General features: G+C 58.2%; 19 protein-coding genes. 10 read left to right on the top strand and 9 right to left on the bottom strand.

The annotated features are described in order from the left end of the window. Nucleotides 1-6 precede the first annotated feature (6 nt). The 3 genes from ACFQ00_RS03075 to ACFQ00_RS03065 are packed head-to-tail and all read left to right on the top strand — an operon-like array spanning nucleotide 7 to nucleotide 2530. Nucleotides 7-1170, top strand: coding sequence for a thiolase domain-containing protein (locus ACFQ00_RS03075; protein WP_381486047.1), 1164 nt, complete (start codon nucleotides 7-9; stop codon nucleotides 1168-1170). Beyond that, nucleotides 1167-1895 carry a CoA transferase subunit A gene (locus tag ACFQ00_RS03070; RefSeq protein ID WP_381486044.1) on the top strand — a complete coding sequence of 243 codons (729 nt, stop codon included), beginning with the start codon at nucleotides 1167-1169 and terminating at the stop codon, nucleotides 1893-1895. Before ACFQ00_RS03075 ends, ACFQ00_RS03070 begins: the two co-directional genes overlap by 4 nt. Continuing rightward, nucleotides 1895-2530, top strand: a complete 636-nt coding sequence (locus ACFQ00_RS03065) for a CoA transferase subunit B (RefSeq protein ID WP_381487820.1) — start codon at nucleotides 1895-1897, stop codon at nucleotides 2528-2530. Before ACFQ00_RS03070 ends, ACFQ00_RS03065 begins: the two co-directional genes overlap by 1 nt. A 926-nt stretch (nucleotides 2531-3456) precedes the next feature. On the opposite strand, the gene ACFQ00_RS03060 is transcribed toward ACFQ00_RS03065, so the two are convergent. From ACFQ00_RS03060 to ACFQ00_RS03050, 3 genes are all read right to left on the bottom strand, one after another. Next, nucleotides 3457-4194: an SDR family NAD(P)-dependent oxidoreductase gene (locus ACFQ00_RS03060; protein ID WP_381486041.1), complete on the bottom strand. Its 738-nt coding sequence runs from the start codon at nucleotides 4192-4194 to the stop codon at nucleotides 3457-3459. A gap of 169 nt (nucleotides 4195-4363) precedes the next feature. Then, a complete protein-coding gene (locus ACFQ00_RS03055) occupies nucleotides 4364-4714 on the bottom strand; it encodes a hypothetical protein (RefSeq protein ID WP_381486038.1) in 351 nt (116 codons plus the stop codon). Further along, nucleotides 4711-5949: an aromatic ring-hydroxylating oxygenase subunit alpha gene (locus tag ACFQ00_RS03050; protein ID WP_381486035.1), complete on the bottom strand. Its 1239-nt coding sequence runs from the start codon at nucleotides 5947-5949 to the stop codon at nucleotides 4711-4713. Before ACFQ00_RS03050 ends, ACFQ00_RS03055 begins: the two co-directional genes overlap by 4 nt. Before the next feature lie 371 nt (nucleotides 5950-6320). Between ACFQ00_RS03050 and ACFQ00_RS03045 the strand changes: the two genes are divergently transcribed. Further along, on the top strand, nucleotides 6321-7322 hold the full coding sequence (locus tag ACFQ00_RS03045) for a fumarylacetoacetate hydrolase family protein (RefSeq protein ID WP_381486032.1): 1002 nt from the start codon (nucleotides 6321-6323) through the stop codon (nucleotides 7320-7322). Nucleotides 7323-7438: 116 nt separating this feature from the next. Next, nucleotides 7439-9586 carry a molybdopterin-containing oxidoreductase family protein gene (locus ACFQ00_RS03040; protein WP_381486029.1) on the top strand — a complete coding sequence of 716 codons (2148 nt, stop codon included), beginning with the start codon at nucleotides 7439-7441 and terminating at the stop codon, nucleotides 9584-9586. A 22-nt stretch (nucleotides 9587-9608) separates the two neighbouring features. On the opposite strand, the gene ACFQ00_RS03035 is transcribed toward ACFQ00_RS03040, so the two are convergent. The 5 genes from ACFQ00_RS03035 to ACFQ00_RS03015 form a co-directional block, all read right to left on the bottom strand. Further along, on the bottom strand, nucleotides 9609-10298 hold the full coding sequence (locus ACFQ00_RS03035) for a TetR/AcrR family transcriptional regulator (RefSeq protein ID WP_381486027.1): 690 nt from the start codon (nucleotides 10296-10298) through the stop codon (nucleotides 9609-9611). A gap of 64 nt (nucleotides 10299-10362) precedes the next feature. Next, nucleotides 10363-12387 (bottom strand): acetoacetate--CoA ligase, encoded by a 2025-nt coding sequence (locus ACFQ00_RS03030; RefSeq protein ID WP_381486024.1) that lies wholly within the window; start codon nucleotides 12385-12387, stop codon nucleotides 10363-10365. Beyond that, the gene (locus ACFQ00_RS03025) at nucleotides 12384-12818 is read right to left on the bottom strand and encodes a nuclear transport factor 2 family protein (protein ID WP_381486021.1); all 435 of its coding nucleotides are present in this window, start codon (nucleotides 12816-12818) and stop codon (nucleotides 12384-12386) included. Before ACFQ00_RS03025 ends, ACFQ00_RS03030 begins: the two co-directional genes overlap by 4 nt. After that, the gene (locus ACFQ00_RS03020; RefSeq protein ID WP_381486018.1) at nucleotides 12818-14476 is read right to left on the bottom strand and encodes an FAD-dependent monooxygenase; all 1659 of its coding nucleotides are present in this window, start codon (nucleotides 14474-14476) and stop codon (nucleotides 12818-12820) included. The genes ACFQ00_RS03025 and ACFQ00_RS03020 overlap by 1 nt, the downstream gene beginning before the upstream one ends. Next, on the bottom strand, nucleotides 14473-15351 hold the full coding sequence (locus tag ACFQ00_RS03015; protein WP_381486016.1) for a fumarylacetoacetate hydrolase family protein: 879 nt from the start codon (nucleotides 15349-15351) through the stop codon (nucleotides 14473-14475). Before ACFQ00_RS03015 ends, ACFQ00_RS03020 begins: the two co-directional genes overlap by 4 nt. 241 nt (nucleotides 15352-15592) lie before the next feature. On the opposite strand from ACFQ00_RS03015, the gene ACFQ00_RS03010 reads away from it, so the two are divergent. Next, nucleotides 15593-15964, top strand: a complete 372-nt coding sequence (locus ACFQ00_RS03010; protein WP_381486013.1) for an EthD domain-containing protein — start codon at nucleotides 15593-15595, stop codon at nucleotides 15962-15964. Between the two features lie 34 nt (nucleotides 15965-15998). On the opposite strand, the gene ACFQ00_RS03005 is transcribed toward ACFQ00_RS03010, so the two are convergent. Continuing rightward, nucleotides 15999-16577, bottom strand: a complete 579-nt coding sequence (locus tag ACFQ00_RS03005) for a VOC family protein (protein ID WP_381486010.1) — start codon at nucleotides 16575-16577, stop codon at nucleotides 15999-16001. Nucleotides 16578-16852: 275 nt separating this feature from the next. On the opposite strand from ACFQ00_RS03005, the gene ACFQ00_RS03000 reads away from it, so the two are divergent. The 4 genes from ACFQ00_RS03000 to ACFQ00_RS02985 all read left to right on the top strand — a co-directional run bounded on the left by ACFQ00_RS03000 (nucleotide 16853) and on the right by ACFQ00_RS02985 (nucleotide 22065). Continuing rightward, a complete protein-coding gene (locus tag ACFQ00_RS03000) occupies nucleotides 16853-17617 on the top strand; it encodes an SDR family NAD(P)-dependent oxidoreductase (protein ID WP_381486008.1) in 765 nt (254 codons plus the stop codon). A gap of 60 nt (nucleotides 17618-17677) precedes the next feature. Continuing rightward, nucleotides 17678-18247, top strand: a complete 570-nt coding sequence (locus ACFQ00_RS02995; RefSeq protein ID WP_381486005.1) for a nuclear transport factor 2 family protein — start codon at nucleotides 17678-17680, stop codon at nucleotides 18245-18247. Nucleotides 18248-18533: 286 nt separating this feature from the next. Then, complete coding sequence (locus ACFQ00_RS02990; protein WP_381486002.1) at nucleotides 18534-20783, top strand: TonB-dependent receptor; 2250 nt, start codon at nucleotides 18534-18536, stop codon at nucleotides 20781-20783. 67 nt (nucleotides 20784-20850) lie between these two features. Further along, nucleotides 20851-22065: an amidohydrolase family protein gene (locus tag ACFQ00_RS02985; protein ID WP_381485999.1), complete on the top strand. Its 1215-nt coding sequence runs from the start codon at nucleotides 20851-20853 to the stop codon at nucleotides 22063-22065. The last annotated feature ends 153 nt before the right edge of the window (nucleotides 22066-22218 follow it).

Below are 22218 nucleotides of genomic sequence, written 5' to 3'. Positions count from 1 at the left end.
GGCGGCATGAGCGCGTGTATCGTCGGCTACGGCCATACGCCGTTCGGGAAACTCGACGCGCTCGGATTGGAAGACCTCATCACGCTCGCCGTGTCGGAGGCATTGGCGAACGCGGGCGTCGACGCGGCGGAGATTGACGCAGTCTGGCTAGGGCATTTCAATTCGGGTCTGGTTCCCGATGCCTTTGCCGCGTCGATGATCCTGCACGCGCATCCCGACCTGCGCTTCAAGCCCGCGATCCGCTGCGAGAACGCCTGCGCATCGGGAAGCGCAGCGATCTTCGCCGCGCTCGATGCGGTGAACAGCGGGCGGTGCAAGCTCGCGCTGGTCGTCGGCGCGGAAAAGATGACGGGCCTCGGCACTGAAGGCGTGACCCGCGCGCTTGGCGGCGCGAGCTATCAGGCCGAGGAAAGCGGCGTTTCCTTCCCCGAGATTTTCGCCCGCTTCGCGCGCGCCTATCAAGACGCCTACGAGGATCCGGCCGAAGCCATGGCGCGCATCGCGGTGAAGAACCACGCGAACGCGATGCGCAATCCGCTTGCGCAGATGCACCGCCCGCTCGATCTCGATTTCTGCCTGACGACGTCCGACAGGAACCCGTTGATCGCCGATCCGCTGAGGCTCAGTGATTGCTCGCTGATCTCCGACGGCGCCGCCGCCATCGTCATCGCGCATCCGTCCCTGCTGGGTCGCTTCGACCGTGCCGTCGCCTTCCGCGCCGCGGAAATGGTCAGCGACTATCTTCCCCTGTCCGCCAAGCAGCTCGCGCATTTCGAGGCACCGACGCGTGCCATCGCGCAGGCCTACGCAGCGGCAGGTGTGGGCGTGGAAGACATCGACCTCGCCGAGGTGCACGACTGTTTCACCATCGCCGAGCTGCTTGCCACGGAAGCGCTCGGCCTTTGCTGCCGGGGTCATGGCAGCGCCGTGCTGCGCGAAGGCCAGACCGAACGTGACGGGCGCCTGCCCGTCAACCTTTCGGGCGGGCTGAAGGCCAAGGGGCATCCGGTCGGCGCCACGGGCGTGTCTATGCATGTGATGGTCGCTCGCCAGCTGCTCGGCGAAGCCGATGCGATGCAGATCGAAACGCCCCGGCTCGGCCTTTGCCTCAACATGGGCGGCGGCGCGGTGAACGCGGCGGTCACGATCCTCGAGGCAGTGAAGGCGTGATCGGCGCAGGAACATCCGCTCAGCGGATTTACCCCGACGCAATCAACGCGCTGGTGGATCTTCTGCGCGACGGGATGACGATCTGCGTGGGTGGCTTCGGCCTATGCGGCATTCCCGAGCGCCTGATTGACGCCGTTGTCGGAAGCGGCGTGAAGAATCTCACGGTGGTATCGAATAATGCCGGAATCGACAATGAGGGTTTGGGGAAGCTCCTTCGCACCCGGCAAATAGCGAAGATCATCAGCAGTTATGTCGGCGAGAACAAGGAGTTCGAGCGGCAATATCTGGCTGGCGAAGTTGAAGTGGAATTCTGTCCGCAGGGCACACTTGCCGAACGCATGCGCGCCGGTGGTGCCGGCATTCCAGGTTTCTACACACGGACCGGGGTGGGCACGCAGGTAGCCGAAGGCAAGGAAACGAAATTCTTCGACGGAGAGGAATATCTGCTGGAGCACGGCATCTGCGCCGATGTGGCGCTGGTCAAGGCCTGGAGATCGGACGAGACCGGCAATCTTGTGTTCCGCAAGACCGCACGCAATTTCAACGTGCCGGCGGCAACCTGCGGCAAAGTCTGCGTGGTGGAGGTCGAGGAGTTGGTGCCGACCGGCAGCCTCGATCCCGATTGCATTCATCTTCCGGGTGTCTACGTCCAGCGCGTACTTGTGGGAGCTCCCTACGACAAGAAGATCGAATTCCGCACAGTGCGCCCCAGGGAGACGGCATGATGGCCTGGACTCGAGACGAGATGGCAGCGCGCGCCGCGAAAGAACTGGAAGACGGCTTCTACGTGAATCTCGGTATCGGCATTCCCACGCTGGTGGCAAACCATGTACCCGAAAGCATCACGGTCACGTTGCAGTCCGAGAACGGGATGCTCGGCATTGGCCCGTTCCCCTATGCAGGTGAAGAAGACGCCGATCTTATCAATGCCGGCAAGCAAACGATCAGCGAACTCCCGCAATCGGCATATTTCGACAGCGCCCAGAGCTTCGCGATGATTCGGGGCGGGCATATCGACCTCACGGTTCTGGGCGCGATGGAGATCAGCCAGAAGGGCGACATCGCGAACTGGATGATCCCCGGCAAGATGATCAAGGGCATGGGCGGCGCAATGGACCTCGTCGCCGGAGTGAGGAAGGTGATCGTTGTGATGGAACATCTGAGCAAGGCGGGGGATCCAAAGTTTGTCCCTGAATGCACGCTGCCGCTCACGGGCAGAAACGTGGTCAACATGATCATCACCGATATGGCCGTATTCGAGCGTTCCGACCGCGCAAGCCTGTTCAGGCTGACCGAGTTAGCGCCCGGCATAACGGCAGAAGATATCGCGAATGCGACAACCGCAGCTTATCTTCAGTAAGAGAAAAATATGTCTGCGTGCCATGAAGGACGCAAACGGACATGTATGGACACCAAGCAGAGGCGGCTCCCGCGCGGCTTTACAAGCAGATAAAGACCGCACCCGTCACCAAGCTTGTACACTTTCTCGCGGGTTTTCGCGTCGCGGATCGCCAGCGCCGAGAGTCGCATGGCACCTCCTTCCAGAGGGCAACTCGACAACCCGAATAATACCATGGTATCGTCGTGGTATCGGGCGAATTTCCCGATCGCCTGCAGACGCCATAGCAAAAACAGTTCAGGAAACCAGTCGCTTGGTGGACGAAAATGGACGTCCACGGACGGTTTTGGTGCCAGGAAAGGCACTCGATAGTAAAGTATAGTACTTTGAAATATTAGGTGAAATTCCAAGAAAGATTTCCGCGGCCCGATTTGATGGCCCAATTCATGCCTGTTTTTGAGATGTCTGCAATGGTTCGAGAACTTATGGAGCCTCAAGAACGCCGGTATCCGTACGTTGTCAGCTATGGGTACCAGCCTTCACCGGCATCCATTGTCGCGTAGCAAATCTCATTTGCACGGTGTTGCTAGAGGCGTCGAGCTGTGTCGCAGAATAGTGGGGCCCAAAGTGGGGCCAGTAACAAACGTCCTCTAAAAAATCTTAAAAATCATATTGCTATGATATGAATTGGCGGAGAGGGAGGGAAGGCATATTTCCAAGAAAGTCAAATTAAATACAGATAGTTAAGGAATTTCGTGATGAATATGCCCCATTTGATGCCCATTTCGAGTTCCGCGTATTCAGTACTGCGAACAGCGGGAGGAAATTGGTTTTCCTCACTGTCTGGAACTCGATCGGCTACCGTTTTCTCCTCCGGGTTCCTGCTCATTTTTCAGATTGGCTAGGCAGGCCCTGCCCGAATCTGCACTACTCTAGCCGGAGCGCACTCACGTGAGGGCCAGCCCTCCATCAACCGGCATGACAAGGCCAGTGACGAAGCTGGCTTCGTCACTCACGAGCCAACTCACGGCGTTCGCTATCTCGGCCGACGTGCCGATCCGTTTCATTGGCGTCAAGTCGATCACGCCGGCGCCATATTCCATTGCGACCCTTCGATACATGGGCGTGTCCACGATTCCTGGGCAAACTACGTTGACCCGAATGCCCGCGGATGCATTTTCGAGTGCCGCAGCTAAGGTGATGCCGACCACTCCCCATTTGGACGCCGTGTATGGGATGACTTGCAACATCGGACGTATACCCGCAGTCGATGAGATGTTGACGATCGAACCTCCGCCATGATCTCGCATGTGGTTGATAGCGGCCCGCATCGTGAGGAACGTCCCGCGCAGGTTCACCGAGTTAACCACGTCAAAATCCTTCAGGGTAACGTCACCGAAGGCAGTAAAGGGACTGGTTATACCGGCGCAGTTCACGAGATAGCGGACGTTGCCAAAACTGGCCGCGCATTTCTCGATGAGTGTATCCCCCAGAGCCTCGCTGGAAACGTCTCCTTCCACGGTGACAAGCCGGTCGCAACCGATCCGTGCGGACAGGGCGGCCAGCCCGGCGCCGTCACGATCCATGGCGACGACACTGGCGCCTTCACGCAGCAGCCGCTCAACGACCGCTTCACCCATGCCGCTGGCACCGCCTGTGACGATCCCTGCCTTGTCCTGCATCATTGCCTTCCTCCCCCCTACCCTAAAAGTTACTGCCTCGGACCCACATTCTCGATTCGGAGGCGATGCAGCCGATCGTGCGTTTCTTTTTCTCGATGGGAGACGCCAACCAGCGCGCCAAGGGCCTCCCTGTAGACCGCGGATTTCGCATCTGCCCGTGCCGGTTTGCGCGCTACGATCTGCCCTCCAGAAGGCGGAGAGTATTCGGATAGGTCGCGATTGGTCCGCACGGCCATTGATGCAGCTCGACGGCGATCGCCGCTTGAATCAGCCCCAGGCTCAATTCGTAGAGCGTGTTCGCTGCCGGTGGCAGACAATCGGGTGAATACTGATCCAGATAATCGAGTATCTCTTCCAGCCGTTCGATGCCCGCGTCGTAAAAGCGAACTATCTCATCATAATCACATGAGACTCTGCGTTCGATGCGTTCACCCATGGTGGGCACCGCCCAATACTCGACGAAGGGCTGGAGGTCGGCAAAGCAGTCAGGAATCTTTCCTGCGTCATCGGGCATGTCGCTCACGCGGAGATCGCCTCCTTCACGGTTTCGGATCGGACCCATTTATCGACTGCGGACAGAGAGTGTCGGATAAGGACCTCGTTGTCCTGCAAATGGATGTGGCTTTTGCCGCCGGAATTGATGGCCTTCTGGGTCCGCTCAACATTGCTGAGGTCTTCCAGGACCGTCTCCATAATCCGGGCGATGAAGTGATCCTGCTGAAGGCGCGTGCGCATCGATTTGGGCGTGGGCATGTAGAAGCGCGCCTCATACCGCGAAGTGTCCTTCGTGATCGGCCAGAACTGATGCGTTATGACCCCGCCCGGGTTGATATCGAGCTGGGTGTTGGGGAACATCCAGTTGACGTCCAGGGACCAGGTGTTCGAACGGGCCGGATTGACGGCCGGGTGAGACAGAAAATCCGCAACCGCTTCGGCGTCCACATCCTGAGACAAGCCATTGGTGATATTGAGCAGCATCCGGTCGAGGCGCTGCCTTGCCGGCGCGACATAATCCGGATCCCCGTACATCGAGCCCGATCTGTGCGACCCGAAAAATTTCGCGTCGATCAATTTGCCACTGGCATTGTCCTTGGACGCAAAAATGCCGCCAATGGTTTTGGGGTGAATACAGGCAATATGGTATGACTCGCCGAAGGCATCCGCGAGAACCTTCCAGTTGCACTTCATTTCTGCAGTGAAAACGACTGGAGTTGCCGCGCTATTGTAGCGAATGCCCGACAGATATTTTCCGAAATCGCCGAGAAATTCCTCGATCCCGATTTCGGGCTCAGGCGACAGGTTGATGAATAGCCAGCCCTCCCAGATCGCCAGGGCCACGGGGGTCAAGCCGCAGTTGGCCTTGTCGAGACCGCCGAAGTCAGCTTCGCCGGGAACGCCGGCCAGACTCCCATCGGGTTTGTAGGTCCAGGCGTGGTACGGGCATTTAAAACCGCGCGCAGAGCCTTTTCGGTTCCAGACAAGCTGATTGCTGCGATGCGAGCACACATTGTGGAACGCGCGAACCACCCCTTTTCCATCTCGTGTGATCAGGATCGAAGCGCCAGCAACCTCGACCTCCTGGACGACGTAGTCGTAAGGATTCGCGATCTGCTCCTCACGGCCAACAAGCAACCAGGCGCGCTTGAAGATCCGCTCCTTCTCGAGCTCAAAATACGCTTCGGACCGGTAGGGCTCAAGCGAGACTGGCTCCATGGCAAGGCCGGCCGCATGCGTCCAACGCGCAACCTTTGTCGTCATCACGCTCTCCAAATCCAGCCCCACCTCTTGATGTTATCCCTGGCAAAGCCCCCCCTCCAAGGGAGAGGCGATACCTTATTCTCTCTTTCTGCCCTCTACTGTACATTTGATCAACATAAATGTGCATACTCGAGTTTTGACTACTTTTCCTTCATGCTGCTAGAGCATAATAGAGGCACGATCTTTCGCAGCAAATTGCAAATATGCCTACGCCCATATCGAGTGGGTCTCACGCACCCTTGATAACTTTGTAAATGATCAATATAAATCACCCTCAACGGACGGACCTTGCTTCCGTTGTTTTCATCGGCTGACGCGGAACGGCGCCGTTCCGCGGGCGGAGCCAGTCAGGTCGCCGAAAGGGAAGACGCATGAAACTAGTGACGTTCGAGAACGAGGGGGCGCCAAGGCTCGGCGTCATGGCGTCCGACATAGACCTCGTCGACATAGACATTGCTCTGGAAACCCTGACTGCTGAACGAGGGTTTGGCGACATGATCGGCCTGATCAAAGCGGGGAGAAAGGGCCTGGATCAGGTTGCGGAGGTCCTCTACCGGGCGCCCGAGCAGGCACTCCGAAGCCTCGCGAATGTTCGCCTGCGTGCGCCCATACCGGCGCCACCACGCCTGCGCGATACGCTGATGTTCCTTGAGCATATGGAGAATGGTTTGCGGGAATGGGCGCGCAACCTCGCGAAAGATGCCCCCGATCCTGAAGCGAAGTTCGCCGAATTGATGGCATCGGGTCGGTACAGCATACATCCTGTCTTCAGGGAGCAGGTGATTTATTACAACGCGGATCACCTTGCCATTTCGGGGCCGGAAGACGCCATCGACTGGCCTGCGGCGTCTTCGTACGCAGATTTCGAACTGGAATGGGCTGTCGTAATCGGATCTGCCGAGCGCGGCATGTCGCCGGAAGCCGCCAGAACAGCGATTTTCGGCTACACCATCTTCAACGACTGGTCTGCCCGTGATCTTCAGCTGGACTTCATGCAGGCCAATCTTGGCCCGTCTGGCGGGAAGGACTTTGCCGGCGGCAATGGCTTTGGCCCATGCATCGTGACGCCCGATGAAATCCCCGATCCTTATGCCCTCAGGATGGAAGCCCGTGTGAACGGGGAGCTATGGTCGCAGGGTTCGACCGGATCGATGCATCACAAATTTGAGGATGCAATCGCCCAATTCAGCCGTTTTGAGGACCTCGCGCCAGGTGAAATCATCGGTTCGGGCACCGTTCTGCATGGCTGTGGCTATGAACTTGGCCGGAAACTCTCGAGCGGCGATGTCGTGGAGCTTAGCGTCGAGAACATCGGGACCTTGCGCAACAGCGTTCGGCTCCAATTGTCCGAGCTTCAACGGAATGCGAACTAGGGCAACCACCGATACGATTGTGGCGGATCGGTCGGCCATATCGAAGTCATTCCAGGACAGGTGACCGCCATCTCATGCCACGGCAAGGCCAACGGCTGCTGTAGAGGGAAACCGCGATGAAAGAGAGCCACAGGACGTTTTGCAGGGTCTGCTCCTCCCTTTGCGCCGTCAAGGTCGAGGTTGAGGACAACCGGATCGTCGCCATCCGGGGTGACCGGGATAATCCGATGACGAGCGGCTATTTTTGCATCAAGGGATCGAAAGCCCAGGCACTTCACAATGGAGACGATCGCCTTTTCACGTCATTGAAGCGCGATGGGAAGGGCGATCTGGCCCCTGCCGATACCGACGACGCGCTCGACGCGGTCCATCTGCGCCTCTCGCAATTAATCGAGAAGTACGGCCCGCACTCGGTGGCCTTGTACTTTGGTACAGGCATCAATCAGAATGCCGTGGGCGCGGCCGCGATGAAGGACTGGTTCAGCATGCTGGGCTCGCCCTTCATTTACTCAAGCATGACGGTCGACCAGTCCGCGAAGTGGGTCACCATGGGGCGAATGGGATTCTTCGCGACCGCAAAATACAATTTTCTGGATGCGGACGTGCTTCTTTTGGCAGGCACGAATCCCGCCGTTTCTCACTTTACGTTCGGCATGCCGACAATGAATCCCGTAAAGTGGTTACGCCAAGGGATCGCGCGCGGGCTGAAGCTAATCACTGTCGATCCGCGCGTGACGGAAACGGCCACGCTGGCAGACACGCACGTCTCGATTCGCCCTGGCGAAGATGCCGCATTCTTCGCCGGGCTGATCCGTGTTGTGCTGGAAAACGGATGGGAGAACCGCGCCTTCTGCGATCGGTATGTGGCAGGCTTGGAGGCTTTGCGTGCGGCGGTCGAGCCATTTTCGCTGGATATCGTAAGGGCCCGCACCGGAATCGCCTCCGAACAGATCGTCGAGGTTGCAAGATTATTCGCAGCCGCCAGGCGCAAATCCGCCGTCACCGGAACGGGGCCAAATATGAGCCCCCACTCCAACGTCTCGGAACATCTTTGCGAAGCCTTCAATGCGATCTGTGGCGGGTATCGGCAGGCGGGGGACTTTGTCTACAATACGGGCCTTCTTTCCGGTGCCGGTGCGCAAACGGAGCAGGTCGTCCCGCCCTCGCGCAGCTGGGAACGCGGCGTGAAATGCCATAGCGCAGATATAGGCCCTCTGTTCGGTGAGTATCCGTCGGGCCTTCTGGCGGACGAAATTCTGGCCGAGGGTCCAGATCGTCTGCGCGCGCTTATCGTCGTCGGGGGCAACCCGGCGAAGGCTGTGTGTGGTTCGGAGCGCATGCTCGAAGCCTTGGACAAGCTAGACCTTCTGGTCAGTATCGGTCCGCGCATGAATGATACGGCCGAGCATGCAGATTTCGTGATTGCAACCGATCTGATGTACGAACGCTATGATTGCACTGCATTTCACGATTCCATTTTGTCCCACAGCTACGCACGGATCACGGAACCGATACTGAAGAGACCCGAGGGGGTCGTGAGCGATCTGGAGGTGTTCTGGGGCCTGGCGCGCCGGCTCGGTCAAAAGCTGATGGTGCGCAAGCCGAGCTATGGTGTGGATTATGCCGCCGCGCCCGCAATCGGGATCGAGTTCGGCGGCGACGCCCCGCCCAGCACGGAAGACGCTGTGCGGTGGATGGTTTCTCAGGGCAAGCTTACTTACGAGGCGCTTCGAGACAGCGAGCAAGGCATTCTCATCGAAGCCGATCTACCTGTCATCAAGGCCCCTAAGGAAGACGACGGCGCGCGCCTCGATCTCTGCCCGACGGACGTCGCCGATGAAATAGCGGCTGTCTTTGAGCAGGGCGGTATAACGCAAGGCGGCTACCGGCTGACGGTTCGCCGGATGCTGGACACGTTGAACAGCGCGTTTGTCGAGGCGAGCCAAACGCGGCAACGCTACCGGATCAATCCCACTTTCATGAACCCGGAAGACATGGCGGCTGAGGGTCTGAATGGCGGTGATGCGGTCAGGATCACCTCCTCGCACGGATCCGTCATTGGATATGTGAAACAGGACAAAGGCTTGGCGCGCGGTGTCGTTTCAATCACACATGGTTGGGGGAAAGTCGACCAGAATGAAGATCCGCTAAGCCTCCTCGGCACTTTTAGCGGACACCTGGTGTCGCCGGATATACGCGAGAGCATCAATTTCATGCCCTGGCAGAGCGGCATCCCTGTGACTGTGAGCGCCGCGGGAAGCTAGAACGTCGAGAAGTCGCTTCCTGCTAACCGCCGAAGACCATGTGTTCGATAAGTTCGATCGATCTCTTGATTTCGCCTGCCGAGAAGGGGTTTTTACCCGTAAGATATTCGTACTCGGCCGCTACCGAAAATGGCACCGCGGCAATGCCGATGATGGCGTACCACAGCCGGGGAAGTCCGAGATCGGCCCTGATGGCGCCCTCTCGTTGGGCCTGACCTGCGACATCCAGGAATTCGTCGTAGTTGGCGCGTGTGAAGCGTTCGCTGAGCCAGGAAAGCCGGGGCGAAGGCTGCATGCCTTCCTGCGTCATGATGCGATGGAGTTCCGGGTGTTTCGATTGAAACAGGACGATATCGGAGATCAGTTGCCGAAGGCGTTCGGCCGCACTGGTTGCGCCGATCGTTTCCGCCCGGCTCTGATGGAACTGCTGGTACTCGGTGAGGATCCTCTCCATGACCAGTTCCCAGAGCCGCTCCTTTGTCTTCACATGATAAATGAGGAGCTGGATCGTGATGCCGGCGTCAGCCGCGATCGAACGCATGCGGGCACCCTTGAACCCATCGCGGGTAAAGGCGGCCGTCGCGGCCGCCATCACGTTTGCGAGAACTTCATCCGGCTGACGCTTGTTTCGGCGCTTTGCAGGCCCCTTCACGGGCTTGGCACCGCCCTCCGGGGAGCTCGGATCAACGTCTGTCAACTTCGCCTCGGACATAGAGATCGTTCACTCAATTAGGTAGAGGCCTCCTCCCTATCAGTCAAACTGACTAAGAAAAGCCCTAAGCTGCAAACGCGTCACGATTAAAGCGAGCGCGTATTTCAGGACGCGCTGCAAAAGAGGTATACCAATCCACCGTAGAACCATCAGCCATACCGTCGCGGTTCATGACAGTTGCGACCGGAGCGCCCATCAGCAGCTTTCGGACGGGAATCTCCATTTTCTTGCCGGTCCTCGTGTAAGGAATTGCCGGGGCCTGAACTATGAGATCTGGTACATGGCGCGGGCTGCCGCGTTCCTGAAGCGCCTTGTTGATCTGCGCAATCAGCTCGGCATCAAGCTGATCGCCGTCCTTGAGGCTCACGAAAAGAGGCATATAGAAGCCTCCATCGTGAGTTTCACAACAGACGATCAGGCTATCCGAGACCCTCGGGAGCTCTTTCAGAATAGCGTACACCTCCGAAGTGCCGATCCTGACCCCGTATCGATTGAGCGTGGCGTCGGAGCGCCCATAGATGAAGCAGCCGCCAGCCTCTGTGATCTTGATATAATCGCCGTGCCGCCAGACGCCCGGAAAATCGCTGAAATACGCTTCCTTGAACCGCACGTTGTTGAAGTCGCCCCAAAAAAAGAGCGGCATGGCAGGAAAGGGACGCGTGACGACCAGTTCGCCAACCCGATCGGTCAGAGCTTCGCCCGAATCGCTCCAGGCTTCAACCGCCATTCCCAGCATGCGCCCCTGCATCTCCGCCGCGCGGACCGGCCGTGATGGCATGGCACCAACCAGCGCACCGCACATGTCGGTTCCGCCCGATGTGTTGATCACCCGGAGGTCTTGCTTCACATTGGCATATAGCCACTCGAAAGTGGCGGGAGTCGACGGGGCTCCGCCGAGAACAACCGCCTTCAAGCGCGACAGGTCATGCGTTTCGCTTGGTTTGATACCGCCATTTTCCATCATCGCAACCAGCGTGGGGCTCGCCCCCGCCATCGTCGTACCGCTCCGGGCCGTCAGGTCCCACAATGCATCGATCGATGGCCAGGTCGGGCTGCCATCGTAGAGGACAGCGGACGCACCGGCCAGCAACGTGCCCACGACGAAATTCCACATCATCCAGCCTGTGGTCGTGTAGAAGAACATGGATTGACCAGGTCGCAGATCGAGATGGAGGCGCGTGGATTTCAGTTGGTCCAGCGTCATCCCTACATGGCTGTGGGTAATCGCCTTGGGCAGCCCCGTCGTGCCAGAAGAATAGAGCACCCAAAGCGGATGATTTGCAGGCAGACGCTCGAAACGAAAGTCCTGCCGCGAAGGGGAAGGTCCCTCCACAACTGACGCCCAGAGATGAACGGGCTGCGCAAGCACGGGAGCTTCAAGGCCAAGATAGGGCAGCCAGATAATATGCCGCAAACTTGGCAGGCCGGCTGTGATGATCTCAACCTGCTCGCGACGATCAAAGCGCTTGCCGGCAAAGCTGTAGCCATCGCCGACGAGCAGGATAGTCGGCTCGATCTGCTGGAACCGTGAAAGTACGGCTTCTGCGCCGAACTCCGGCGAGGCACTCGACCAGACTGCACCAATCGCCGTCGCTGCAAGCATGGCAATAACGGTCTCGGGCACGTTCGGCATGTAGGAGACCACCCGCTGGCCGGGCCGCACGCCAAGGGCTCTCAGCCTCGTCGCCGTAGCGCGAACTTGCCGCCCCAGTTCCTGCCAGCTTGTCGTCGAAGCCGGTCGAATCTCACTGCTGTGATGAAGCGCGACCTCGTCGGGCGCTGCTTCCCCCTCGCGGCGGAGGACGTGCTCGGCGTAATTAAGGCGCGCACCCACGAACCAGCGCGTGTTCATGATGTCAGGCCCGGTGAGGACCTTCTCATAACTGCCATCGCTGATGATCTCGAAATAGTCCCAGAGTACCGCCCAGAACTCCTCGATCGAAGATGCCGACCAGCGCCATAGCGCTTCATCGTCGGCCAGTGTCTGGCCGCGTTCGCATTCGAGCCAGCGAATAAATTCGTTCATTTGCGTTCGCTCGACCCACGAAGGGTCGGGCGTCCACAGCACGTCCCCTTCGTTGACAGTCATCGCGTCGTGACCATGGCGACCCGACTTTCGTGGTGTGCGATGCGCCAGCCATCGCCCGTGTGGGTGAATGTCTGATGGAACTCCACCACCCCAGCGATTCCGGCGATGTCTATCGGCGTGCTGTCGTCCTTGGCAGGCCCCTGAAACATGTTCACATAGGTGACCGCTCGCGCTCGATCCTTTCCGATTTGTTCGAAGAAGGGTGGCGCACACACGTGGCGTGTCTCGATCGCCACGGGCCGGGCATTCAGGAAGGCCAGAATGTTCTCGTGCCCTTCTGCCCTAAGTCCCGGACGCTCGAACACACCGTCGGGCACGAACAAATTACAGAGTTCGTCATAACGGCGCTGATCCACGAGATACGCAAAGCCAAGGACGAGATCTGTGCATGCGGATTTGGTATCCGCGCCGGCCGGGTCGTGATGCTTCATCAGGCTGCCTCGGCCGTTGACGTCTGATTCTGCGATATGCGCCCAGACGCGCGCGTGAGAACGGACCGGGCATCACCCACGTCATCTCCCCGCCAAGCGATATGTCCGTCGGGACGGACGAGCAGAAGCCTGCGATCGATCACATGAAGAGCCGCCTGGTCAGGAAGTTCGGCCACGGTCAGTGGAATGCCGAGCTCGTCTGCTGCCTCTACAAACGGTCTCGCATTTCCGCCACGGACCGCGATGACGCTGAACGCCGGCCCCAGCTTGTCGAGCAACGGCGTGCTGTCACTCAGCAGGATATGGGGCAATCTCGCGCCGGGATAGGTCGTCGGTATGCAGCGCAGAGGATCGAAGGTTGGCGGTGGCCCCGCGTCGACCGCCAGAATTGCGGAAGCGGGATAACGGTAACCGTGCTCAATTCCCCAGCTTTCATTTTCCGCGTTCCCGAGAGTCTTGATGCTCTCGCTCAGCGCGGAACGTCGAGCCGCTCCCTCTGGTCCGGCCGCGTCAAGCTCCCCTTCCGTCATGGCGTTGACGTATAAATCGAGAATAGCCATACGGACCGCGAAGTGCCGCTCGGACGCTTGCCGGTTCTGCACCGCGACCGCCATGCGTTCGCTCTCGTAGCTCTTGAGCAGCGCGTCGCCGCCCCAGCCCTTGATGGTTGCCGCAAGCTTCCAGCCAAGGTCGACGGCATCGCCGACGCCCGTGTTCATGCCATAGCCGCCCGTTGGAATCACCTGGTGGGCGGCATCTCCCGCCAGAATGACGCGATCTGCGATATAGCGCTCCGCGATCACCAGCCGCGGAGTCCACGGATTCGCCATGAGGATCTCGAATGGAAAATCCTGTCCCACGAATTCCCTGATCATCGCCTCGGCATCCAGCGTCGTCTCGTCGGTTCCCGGCAAGAGAGGAAGATGCGCTGTCCACGTGTCGCGATCATCCTGCGCGACGAGGCTGCCCGCGTGATTCTGGAGGTGCCACGCGATGCCGAAGCGCGCGAGAATCTCCCGCGCATCCGAGCGGAAATGGATCATCATTATGCGAGCGACGTCGTGGTTGCCCTCAAGCTCGATGCCCACGGCCCGGCGAACGCGGCTGCCACCGCCATCGCAGCCGATCAAATAGTCCGACCTGATGGATGCACGCTGTTCACCATCGGTCTGCTTGATCGTCGTAACGACGCCGTCCGCCTCTTGCTGCAACGTCTCAAACATCCAGCCAAAGCGGGCATCGACGAGCGGATTTTCTTCGATCGCCTTTTTCAGCACGGGTTCGAGCACGATTTGCGAAATGCGCATCCCCGGCTCTGCGGTTCCCGACCCGTTGTTGAGCAGCGCCGTGGCGTTTCGCTGCTCGGCGGCACAGGGATAATCGAAGCGGGCGAGTTCCTCGCCATTCGGCGCTGTGCACCAGATGATTGGCCAGGGATTTTCCTCGGGCACGCCGACCGCCCGCAGGCGGTCGCTCAGGCCAAGGCGACGGTACAATTCCATGCTACGCCCGTTGGTCAGGTCCATTTTAGGATGGCGCGTCGTATGGGTGTTTCTCTCCACGAGGATCGAGCGCACGCCGTGGCGCGCCAGCTCAAGCGCAAGGGTCATGCCCACCGGCCCGCCCCCTGCGATCATTACGGGAATTTCCACGATCATCCGTTCTGACCTTGACTGACCACCTCGCCGATTTTCTCGGCGACGATGGTGTTCTGAATGTATCCCAAGCCCTCGACTTCGGCGCGCACCACGTCGCCGGGAACGAGCCACGTGGGCGGGTTCATAAGGCCCCCCACGCCACTTGGCGTGCCGGTGAATATCACGTCCCCCGGCTCAATCGTCATAACCTGACTCAAGAGCGCCACTTGCGCCGCGCAATCGAACACCATCCGGCTGGTGCGTGACGATTGACGTTGCTGATCATTTACAAAGCTGTGAATTCCCGCATCTGCTGGATCGAAGCAATCTGCAGTAGTGATCCATGGGCCGAAGGGCGCATGGCCGTCGAACGCTTTGCCCAGAAAGACCTGGCTCGTCTTCAACTGCCAGTCACGGACGCTGACGTCGTTGCCCACACAATAGCCGAATATCGCGTTCGCTGCATCTTCCCGGCTCAGATGGCGGCAGCGTTTGCCAATGATGACGACGAGTTCGACTTCATAGTCGAGCTGATCGGACACGACCGGGCGCTTGATGTCATCGAAAGGGCCGTTCACAGCCGTCGCGGGCTTGGCGAACCACATCTGTTCGCTGGGCGGCTGCATGCCTCCCTCCGCCGCATGTTCGGCGTAATTAAGACCTATCCCGAGAACCTTGTTCGGGCGGGCAATCGGCGCATGCAGCCGAACGTCGTCCAATGGCAGCGTGAATTCGCTGATCTCCGCCAACTGCGCCTTGAGTTCACTCCAGCGCTCGATGACGTCGATCATACTGCCCGTATCTATTCCCCAATTTGAAAGCGGCGCAATCGCCGAGCCATCGGTCAGGCCCAGCCTCTGCGCGCCACCCCCCTGCGAAAATCGCACCAGTTTCATTGCATCTCCCCAAATCGGAACGAACGATGTCGCCATTTCGATGCGACATTTCTGGCCTGCCCTCGTCCAGCCCCCTGTTGACAAAACGCTACTTCTTACTGTTCATAAGATCAAGATTGTTTCTGCGGAGGGGCAGCGCCATGCGGTAGGTGTCCGAGGCAGAGCGGGACAGCGGCAGCGGCTTCATAAGAAGGGCAAGCCGCGCGCCTGGATCAAAGCGATAATCTGATAGGGGAATGATATGTTCAAAATCGTGGTTTTCGGAAAGCGCCGTTCCGGCATGAGCCGTGAAGAACTAATCCGGGCTTACGAGAATGATCATCTGAACCTCGCTGACCGCCTCATCGGCGATGGCACGATCCCGCCAATGCTGCAATATCGCCGCAACTACATTTGCCACGATGATCCGTTGAATATCGGCAGTATCGAGTTCGATGTCGTGACCGAGGCCGTGTTTTCCGATCGGGCGAGCTTCGAAGCGAACAGATCAGGATTGTCGGAGCCGAAAATCGCCCGCGCGCTGATGGAAGACATGCAGAAATTTCTGGACCTTTCCGACCTCCGCTACCTTGTGGTGGAGGAATTCTCCGGAGGTGGTGGAGCCGCCACCTAACAGGGCACAACATCTCGCACAGGATAGATTGGAATCAGCAGAAACCTTTGGTTCCGGACGACAAGAGGTTGGCCATATCCTCGCCTAACCGATATCGTTCAAGCAGGACATCAGGGTCTATCTCGATGCCGAGCGGGTTTTTCGCGAATGCCGGCGAACGAAAATACCGATGCGCCGCCTCCCGCGTCTGGAAATTATCAACCTGTAGCTCGATCTGATTGCCATCCGGGTCTTTGTAGTAAAGCGATGTGGTCGGGCCGTGATCAATCTTGAAATATGGCTCTATACCGTGAGCTTTGAGGCGGTCGTAGGTTTCAAGAAGGTCGCCAATGGTTTTATACGTGAAGGCGACGTGATCGAACCCCGAAGCCTCATGGTTTGGCTCTTCAAGATTTGGAATCTTGCCGACCACAATGCGATGATGCTCGTCATCAAAGTATAAAAATGCCAGAGAGCCGTTATTGAACACGGATTCGGCTTGAAATACGACTGTATACCATTCGACCAGTTCTAAAACATTATTTGTACGAACCACGACATGGGCAAGCCTCACAGGGCGTATAGCAACGGCATTGGTCGTTTCGTCCACTTTGCCCGCCACCGCGTCGATCATGACACTCTCGCTCCGATACCATTCAGGGCGCCTACACCAGATCAAAATCGAGATGGATCTGTGAACGCATTAAAAACTTGTCTTATGGTCAGTAGTATTCGGGTTTCTGGCGCGAGTCAACGCGGTTAGGGGTCGGCGATTTGCGTTAGGGAGACCCGCCATGGCAGCATAGATGGACTTTGCGCTTATCATTAATGATCAATTGACAAGTTTATGCGCGACCCTAAACTTCAGAAGGCAGGGCTAGACGCAAAGAAACCTGGGGAGGGCTGCCCATGCGGGACCTGGACGGCAATGCTTACATTGTTACCGGCGCAGGGTCCGGAATTGGAGAGGCCACCACTGTCAGTTTGGTGCGATCGGGCGCCAAAGTCGTCGCGGCCGACATCGATGAGGACGCGCTCGCGGCGTTAACCGAGCATGTCGCGGACAAGACGAAGTTGACAACGGTTCAGTTCGATCTGGCTGATGAAGCTTCGATCATCGATCTTGTCGACAGGGCAAAACGCGATCACGGACGCATTGATGGCGTGGTGAATGCGGCTGCGGATCTATCCCAGGCGACCATGTCGCGAGACTGTGACCTAGCCGATATGGATGCCGCCTTGTGGGCCAGTGTTCTGCAGGTCAATCTCATTGGAACAGGCATCATCATTCGAGAGGTCGTGCCGCATTTGCGCGAGGCAAATGGTGGTTCCATAGTGAATATCTCATCGGCGGCGGCCTGGCTGGGAGAAGCGGTAAGGCCTGCTTACGCTGCATCCAAAATTGGTCTCCACGCCATGACTCGCCACGTCGCGCGTGCGTGGGGACGACAAAATATTCGGTGCAACTGCATCGCTCCCGGCATGGTTCTCAGCCAAACAGGCTCTGCTCTCATGACCAGGCAGTATCAGGATGATATGCTCGCAGCCATCTGCCTACCCGATCTGGGTCAGCCCGACGATATCGCCGCTGGTATTTTGTTCCTGCTGTCTGAAGAGGCACGCTGGATCACTGGGCAAGTCATTCCCATTGATGGCGGGCTAATTTACAAATAGCGTCTTCGAAAATTTCTCACGCAATCGTTGAGCGAAGATCGAAAAAGGGAAGAGAGCGGCATGAATAGCGAAAATGAAATTCGGAATTTCATCGCTGAATCTCAGATCATGAAAAAACTGCACCTCTACGCGCGCGGCTGCGATCGCGGCGATCTGGAGATAATGAAATCGATCTACCACCCCGACGCACAGGAAGAGCATGGAATATTTTCCGGAAATGGACATGATTTCTGCGATTTTGTAGTTAGCTTCGTAGCCACCGTGGACTCGGTAACGCACTATATCACCAATGCGATCATCGAAGTCGACGGCAACATTGCGCATTCGGAAAGCAGCTTCTTCGTGGCAACAATCGGAATTTCCGACGAGAATGGGGAGAAAATCGATCTCCTGATGGGTGGGCGCTATTTTGACCGCTTTGAGAGGCGGGAAGCCGATTGGAAAATCGCCCATCGGCAGGTTTCTTTCGACTGGTACACACGCGCGCCCAAAAGCAGTTCGTGGGACGATCCCTTGGTGCAACAGTGGACGATGCGCGGCCGCAAGGACAAGCAGGATCATGTCTATCGGTTTCTTGAAGAGCGGAGTGTTGGGGCGCGGATGGGCACACTTCCGCCGGAACAGAATTAACCAATACTGATCGTATATAAAGTTTTAGGCGGGTGCGGTGCAGGGTTGGACCACTCCCCGCCACCCTGGTCGCGGCGACCCACTGAACCTTACGCACGCAATACGCCACCCTCCTCTGGCCAAGGCTCGGCGATGCCACACCTGGAATCCCCAATGGGAAATCGCATTTCTACATTGACGATATCTTTTAATGATCATATGACAAGTAGTGTGGCATCACTAAAAGCCGCAAACCAGATTGCCCGACAGGAAAAAGGCGCTGGTCTAAAATATGGGGGAGGCTTTCATGGTCGCTAGAAATTCCGCGCTCGGATTCCTTATTGGCGCAGCCTGCATTTCCGGGCCTGCAATCCTGGAGCCCGCGTATGCGGCGGAGCAAGGCGGCGCTTCTTCGCAGCCTGAAATCGCGGGCGAGAATCCTGCCGGGCTTGATGAAATCGTGGTGACCGCACAGCGGCGGGCGGAAAATCTTCAGAAGGTTCCGATTTCGATCAGCGCCTTTGGTGCCGACACGCTCAATCAGAACAACATCAGCTCAGGTCTGGATTTGGGTAAGGTGGTGCCTTCCCTGAAGATAAATACCGACTCATCGACCGTCACGACATTCCTTCGCGGTGTCGGCAGCAGTGTGGCAGCCGTAGGAAACGAGGCCAGCGTTCCCGTCTATATTGACGGCGTATATTTCAGCCGGGTCCAGCCCGTTCTGCTTCGATTGAACAACATCACGCGCGTGGAGGTTCTGAAGGGGCCTCAGGGAACCTTGTTTGGACGCAACGCGTCAGGAGGCCTCGTTCACGTCATAACGCGAGATCCGCAGCCGGGCCAGAAACTCGAGCTCAATGGGCGATTTGCTTACGAAAGCTACGAAACGGTTGATGCCAGCGCCTCGATGGCCACGGGTCTTGGCGAAAGCGTGGCGATTGATATTTCTGGCCTTTACCGTGATCAGAGCGATGGCTGGGGCACCAACTTCGCGACGGGCGGCGACTGGAGCAAGGAAAAGCAGTGGCTAGCTCGTGGCAAGCTGGTGGCGAATCTCACGTCGACGACAACGTTGAAACTCGAAGCCGATTATTCGCGCGGTCGCACCGACATCGCGTCGCCTTCGCACTATTTTGATCATCGCCAAGGCTATGCGGACGGATCAATAATGCCGCTGCCTCTGATCGGGCTGCGCGATGCCCAGAGCGATGGACCCTCGTTCCAGATCGACCGGGTGTATGGCGGCTCCGCGACGATCGAGCAGGATCTGGGCTTCGCGACCCTGATCGACACGCTGGCAATCAGGAAGAACCGGCAGGAGTATTATCTTGATCTCGATGCCTCGCCTCTCCCGGCCAACAACGTCCTCCTCGATGGCTATGGCAATGACACCATAAATGAGCTGCGGCTCGTGTCGAATGGTGGCGGAAAGCTGAGTTGGACAGCCGGTCTTTTCTACATGCATCAGGTTCAGGGCTATGATCCCGCGGTGTTTTCCGGCTTCGTGTACGGGCCGCTGGTCGGCGCCGGAAATGGGTATGGGATCCGGGCGAAACAGACGATCAAGTCCTATGCGGGATACGCGCAAGGGGCTTACGAGCTGACCGATTCCCTCAAGCTTACGCTCGGGCTGCGTTACACTGTGGACAAGGTACGCGCCGAGGGCGACCAGCGTGTCTTCGTGCCTTCGGTGACGGAGATCGTCATCCCAGGCAGCGCCGGCGTCGATCGGACGCAATTTGAAAAGCTCACGTGGCGCAGCGCGCTGGATTACGAGGTTGCGCCGAATATCCTCCTCTTCGCGTCAGCGAGCAGGGGCTTCAAGGGCGGCGGATATGCGCTTCTCCCCTTTACGGCGGGCTCGCAGCCCGCGCGACCGGAAGTGCTGGATGCGTATGAGGCGGGCTTCAAATCCGAACTTCTGGACCGGCGCCTCAGGCTGAACGTCGCGGCGTTCTGGTATGACATCAAGGATCCGCAGGTTTTCACGACGCCGTCGCCGGGTGTCACCGTCGTCACCAACGCAGAAAAGGCGAGATCGCGCGGTATCGATATCGATGGCGAGGCGTTCCTCAGCGACCGTCTCTCCGTGACATTCTCCGCATCGCACTTGGACTCCAAGTACCTGAAATATGTCGCGGCTCCATTTTACTATCCAAACCCCAATCCTCCCTTTGGAAATTCTGCCGTCGTAGCCGGACTGGCAAACGGGAATCGGCTGACACGCGCTCCGGAGTTTTCTGGGAATCTGGGATTGGCCTACAACCTGCCGCTTTCCAATGATGGTTCCATCAGGATCACGACGAATGTGTCCTGGACCGACAAATTCTATTGGGACCCGGACAATCGGAATGTGCAGCCGAATTATGCGCTCGTAGACGCGCAGATCGCCTATACGTTCCCAGGGGAAATGGCCACGCTGAGCGTGTTCGGACGCAACCTCACAGACAAGTTCTACTACACCAACGCATACGAACTTGGAGGTCCGACCGGCGACTGGGGCGGCGCGGGCGCACCCCGTGTCATCGGAGCTGCCCTGGCCCTGAAATACTGAAGCCCGGTTTGAGCGCGCGGCGGCGTCATGAAGCGCAGCGCGCTCAAATCATACGGAGAGTGATGTCATGCTGGACCCGATTGCCTTGCCGCGTCCACTGCGCAGCCTCGCCGGACGGATCACAGATACCGACAGTCACGAAATGATCCCGGCCCAGCTTTGGGAGTCGACCTTTGGGCCGGAGGTCAAGGAACTCGCCGACGCGCTGATGAACACCGACATCACCGACGCGCATGACAAGAACTCCTCCAACATACCTGATTATCCGGGTGACATTGTTCAGATCGATGAGTCTGTCGGTGACCTGAAGGGATGTCGTGCGCCCGGCGCCACCGATATCGCGCGCCGCCTGGATGTGATGGACGCCATGGGCATCAAACGACAGCTGATGTATCCGACCAGCGTCGGCATCTGGGCGACACTCCTTCTGATGAGTGAGGCCGATCCGCTTTTTCTTCACACGATCGGCGGGGACCGGGCGCGAAAGGCGAAATCCTGGATCAAGCTCTACAATCGCTGGATGATGGCAGAGGTGAAACGCTCCGACCGCATAAGGCCGGTCCCGCCGCTGGTTGGCGAGAGCGTTGCGGAACTGCAGCAAGCGGCCGGCGAGATGATAAATGCCGGCATCAAGGCCATCTGGTTTCCATCAAGTCTGGCACCGGCCGGCAGATCGCCGGCCCATCCGGACCTCGATCCGCTTTGGGCGAGGCTGGCCGAGGCGAACTGTGTCGTCGCCCTGCATGTTGGAACAGAGGGCAAGTATTTCGAACCCCTGTCCACCTGGCGTGATGCCCCTGCGTTCGAGGGTTACCGGTCGCTGGGCGAATTCAGCACCGACCCCTGGTACCTGTCAAACGTCCATCTGCCCGCCCAGAATTTTGTGACCACCATGATCCTCGGCGGCGTATTTGTTCGGCATCCGGCTCTGCGCGTTGCCGTCAGCGAGGTCGGTGCCCACTGGGTCGGGCCAATGATGGAGGCCATGGATATCTGGCATAGAAACCTCACGGCATTCTCGCCCCATTCACAGCGCCTGATGCAGCTTCCGTCTACGTTCGTGAAAAAGAATATCCGTGTATCTCCATTCTCATTCGAGGATGTCGCGACCTATCTGGACCGATACGACGTAAGCGATGTTCTATGCTTCTCAAGCGACTACCCGCATGTGGAAGGTGGCAAGAGCGCGATGGACGCGTTCTATCGCAACATCGAGCGTCATGGTTCTGCAATGGTCGAGAAATTCTTCGTGACCAATGGGGAATATATACTGCCCGAATGACAGCCTGCATAAGCGAGGCTGACCTCCGGCAATCAGAAAATCGAGATGTGTGGTCACGCTGCACATCAGCATGTACGCCGCGCAGGCTTGCCTGTTGGTCTCGGCCTTATATTCCCCGATCCATCAGAATTGCGGAAAGTCGGGTATGGGCGG

Origin of the sequence: Sphingosinicella xenopeptidilytica, from assembly GCF_042676985.1 — a bacterium.
GTDB classification, from domain to species: Bacteria; Pseudomonadota; Alphaproteobacteria; order Sphingomonadales; family Sphingomonadaceae; genus Sphingosinicella; species Sphingosinicella xenopeptidilytica.
This window is presented reverse-complemented; position numbering and strand designations above follow the sequence as displayed.

Excerpts from the sequence above, each read along its gene's own strand:
- ACFQ00_RS03015 (WP_381486016.1), bottom strand. The coding sequence starts at position 15,351 with ATGAAACTGGTGCGATTTTCGCAGGGGGGTGGCGCGCAGAGGCTGGGC.
- ACFQ00_RS03065 (WP_381487820.1), top strand. The coding sequence starts at position 1,895 with ATGGCCTGGACTCGAGACGAGATGGCAGCGCGCGCCGCGAAAGAACTG.
- ACFQ00_RS03000 (WP_381486008.1), top strand. The coding sequence starts at position 16,853 with ATGCGGGACCTGGACGGCAATGCTTACATTGTTACCGGCGCAGGGTCC.
- ACFQ00_RS03050 (WP_381486035.1), bottom strand. The coding sequence starts at position 5,949 with ATGACGACAAAGGTTGCGCGTTGGACGCATGCGGCCGGCCTTGCCATG.
- ACFQ00_RS03025 (WP_381486021.1), bottom strand. The coding sequence starts at position 12,818 with ATGAAGCATCACGACCCGGCCGGCGCGGATACCAAATCCGCATGCACA.
- ACFQ00_RS03005 (WP_381486010.1), bottom strand. The coding sequence starts at position 16,577 with ATGATCGACGCGGTGGCGGGCAAAGTGGACGAAACGACCAATGCCGTT.
- ACFQ00_RS03040 (WP_381486029.1), top strand. The coding sequence starts at position 7,439 with ATGAAAGAGAGCCACAGGACGTTTTGCAGGGTCTGCTCCTCCCTTTGC.
- ACFQ00_RS03075 (WP_381486047.1), top strand. The coding sequence starts at position 7 with ATGAGCGCGTGTATCGTCGGCTACGGCCATACGCCGTTCGGGAAACTC.
- ACFQ00_RS03010 (WP_381486013.1), top strand. The coding sequence starts at position 15,593 with ATGTTCAAAATCGTGGTTTTCGGAAAGCGCCGTTCCGGCATGAGCCGT.
- ACFQ00_RS02990 (WP_381486002.1), top strand. The coding sequence starts at position 18,534 with ATGGTCGCTAGAAATTCCGCGCTCGGATTCCTTATTGGCGCAGCCTGC.
- ACFQ00_RS02995 (WP_381486005.1), top strand. The coding sequence starts at position 17,678 with ATGAATAGCGAAAATGAAATTCGGAATTTCATCGCTGAATCTCAGATC.
- ACFQ00_RS03045 (WP_381486032.1), top strand. The coding sequence starts at position 6,321 with ATGAAACTAGTGACGTTCGAGAACGAGGGGGCGCCAAGGCTCGGCGTC.
- ACFQ00_RS03020 (WP_381486018.1), bottom strand. The coding sequence starts at position 14,476 with ATGATCGTGGAAATTCCCGTAATGATCGCAGGGGGCGGGCCGGTGGGC.
- ACFQ00_RS03030 (WP_381486024.1), bottom strand. The coding sequence starts at position 12,387 with ATGACTGTCAACGAAGGGGACGTGCTGTGGACGCCCGACCCTTCGTGG.
- ACFQ00_RS03035 (WP_381486027.1), bottom strand. The coding sequence starts at position 10,298 with ATGTCCGAGGCGAAGTTGACAGACGTTGATCCGAGCTCCCCGGAGGGC.
- ACFQ00_RS02985 (WP_381485999.1), top strand. The coding sequence starts at position 20,851 with ATGCTGGACCCGATTGCCTTGCCGCGTCCACTGCGCAGCCTCGCCGGA.
- ACFQ00_RS03060 (WP_381486041.1), bottom strand. The coding sequence starts at position 4,194 with ATGATGCAGGACAAGGCAGGGATCGTCACAGGCGGTGCCAGCGGCATG.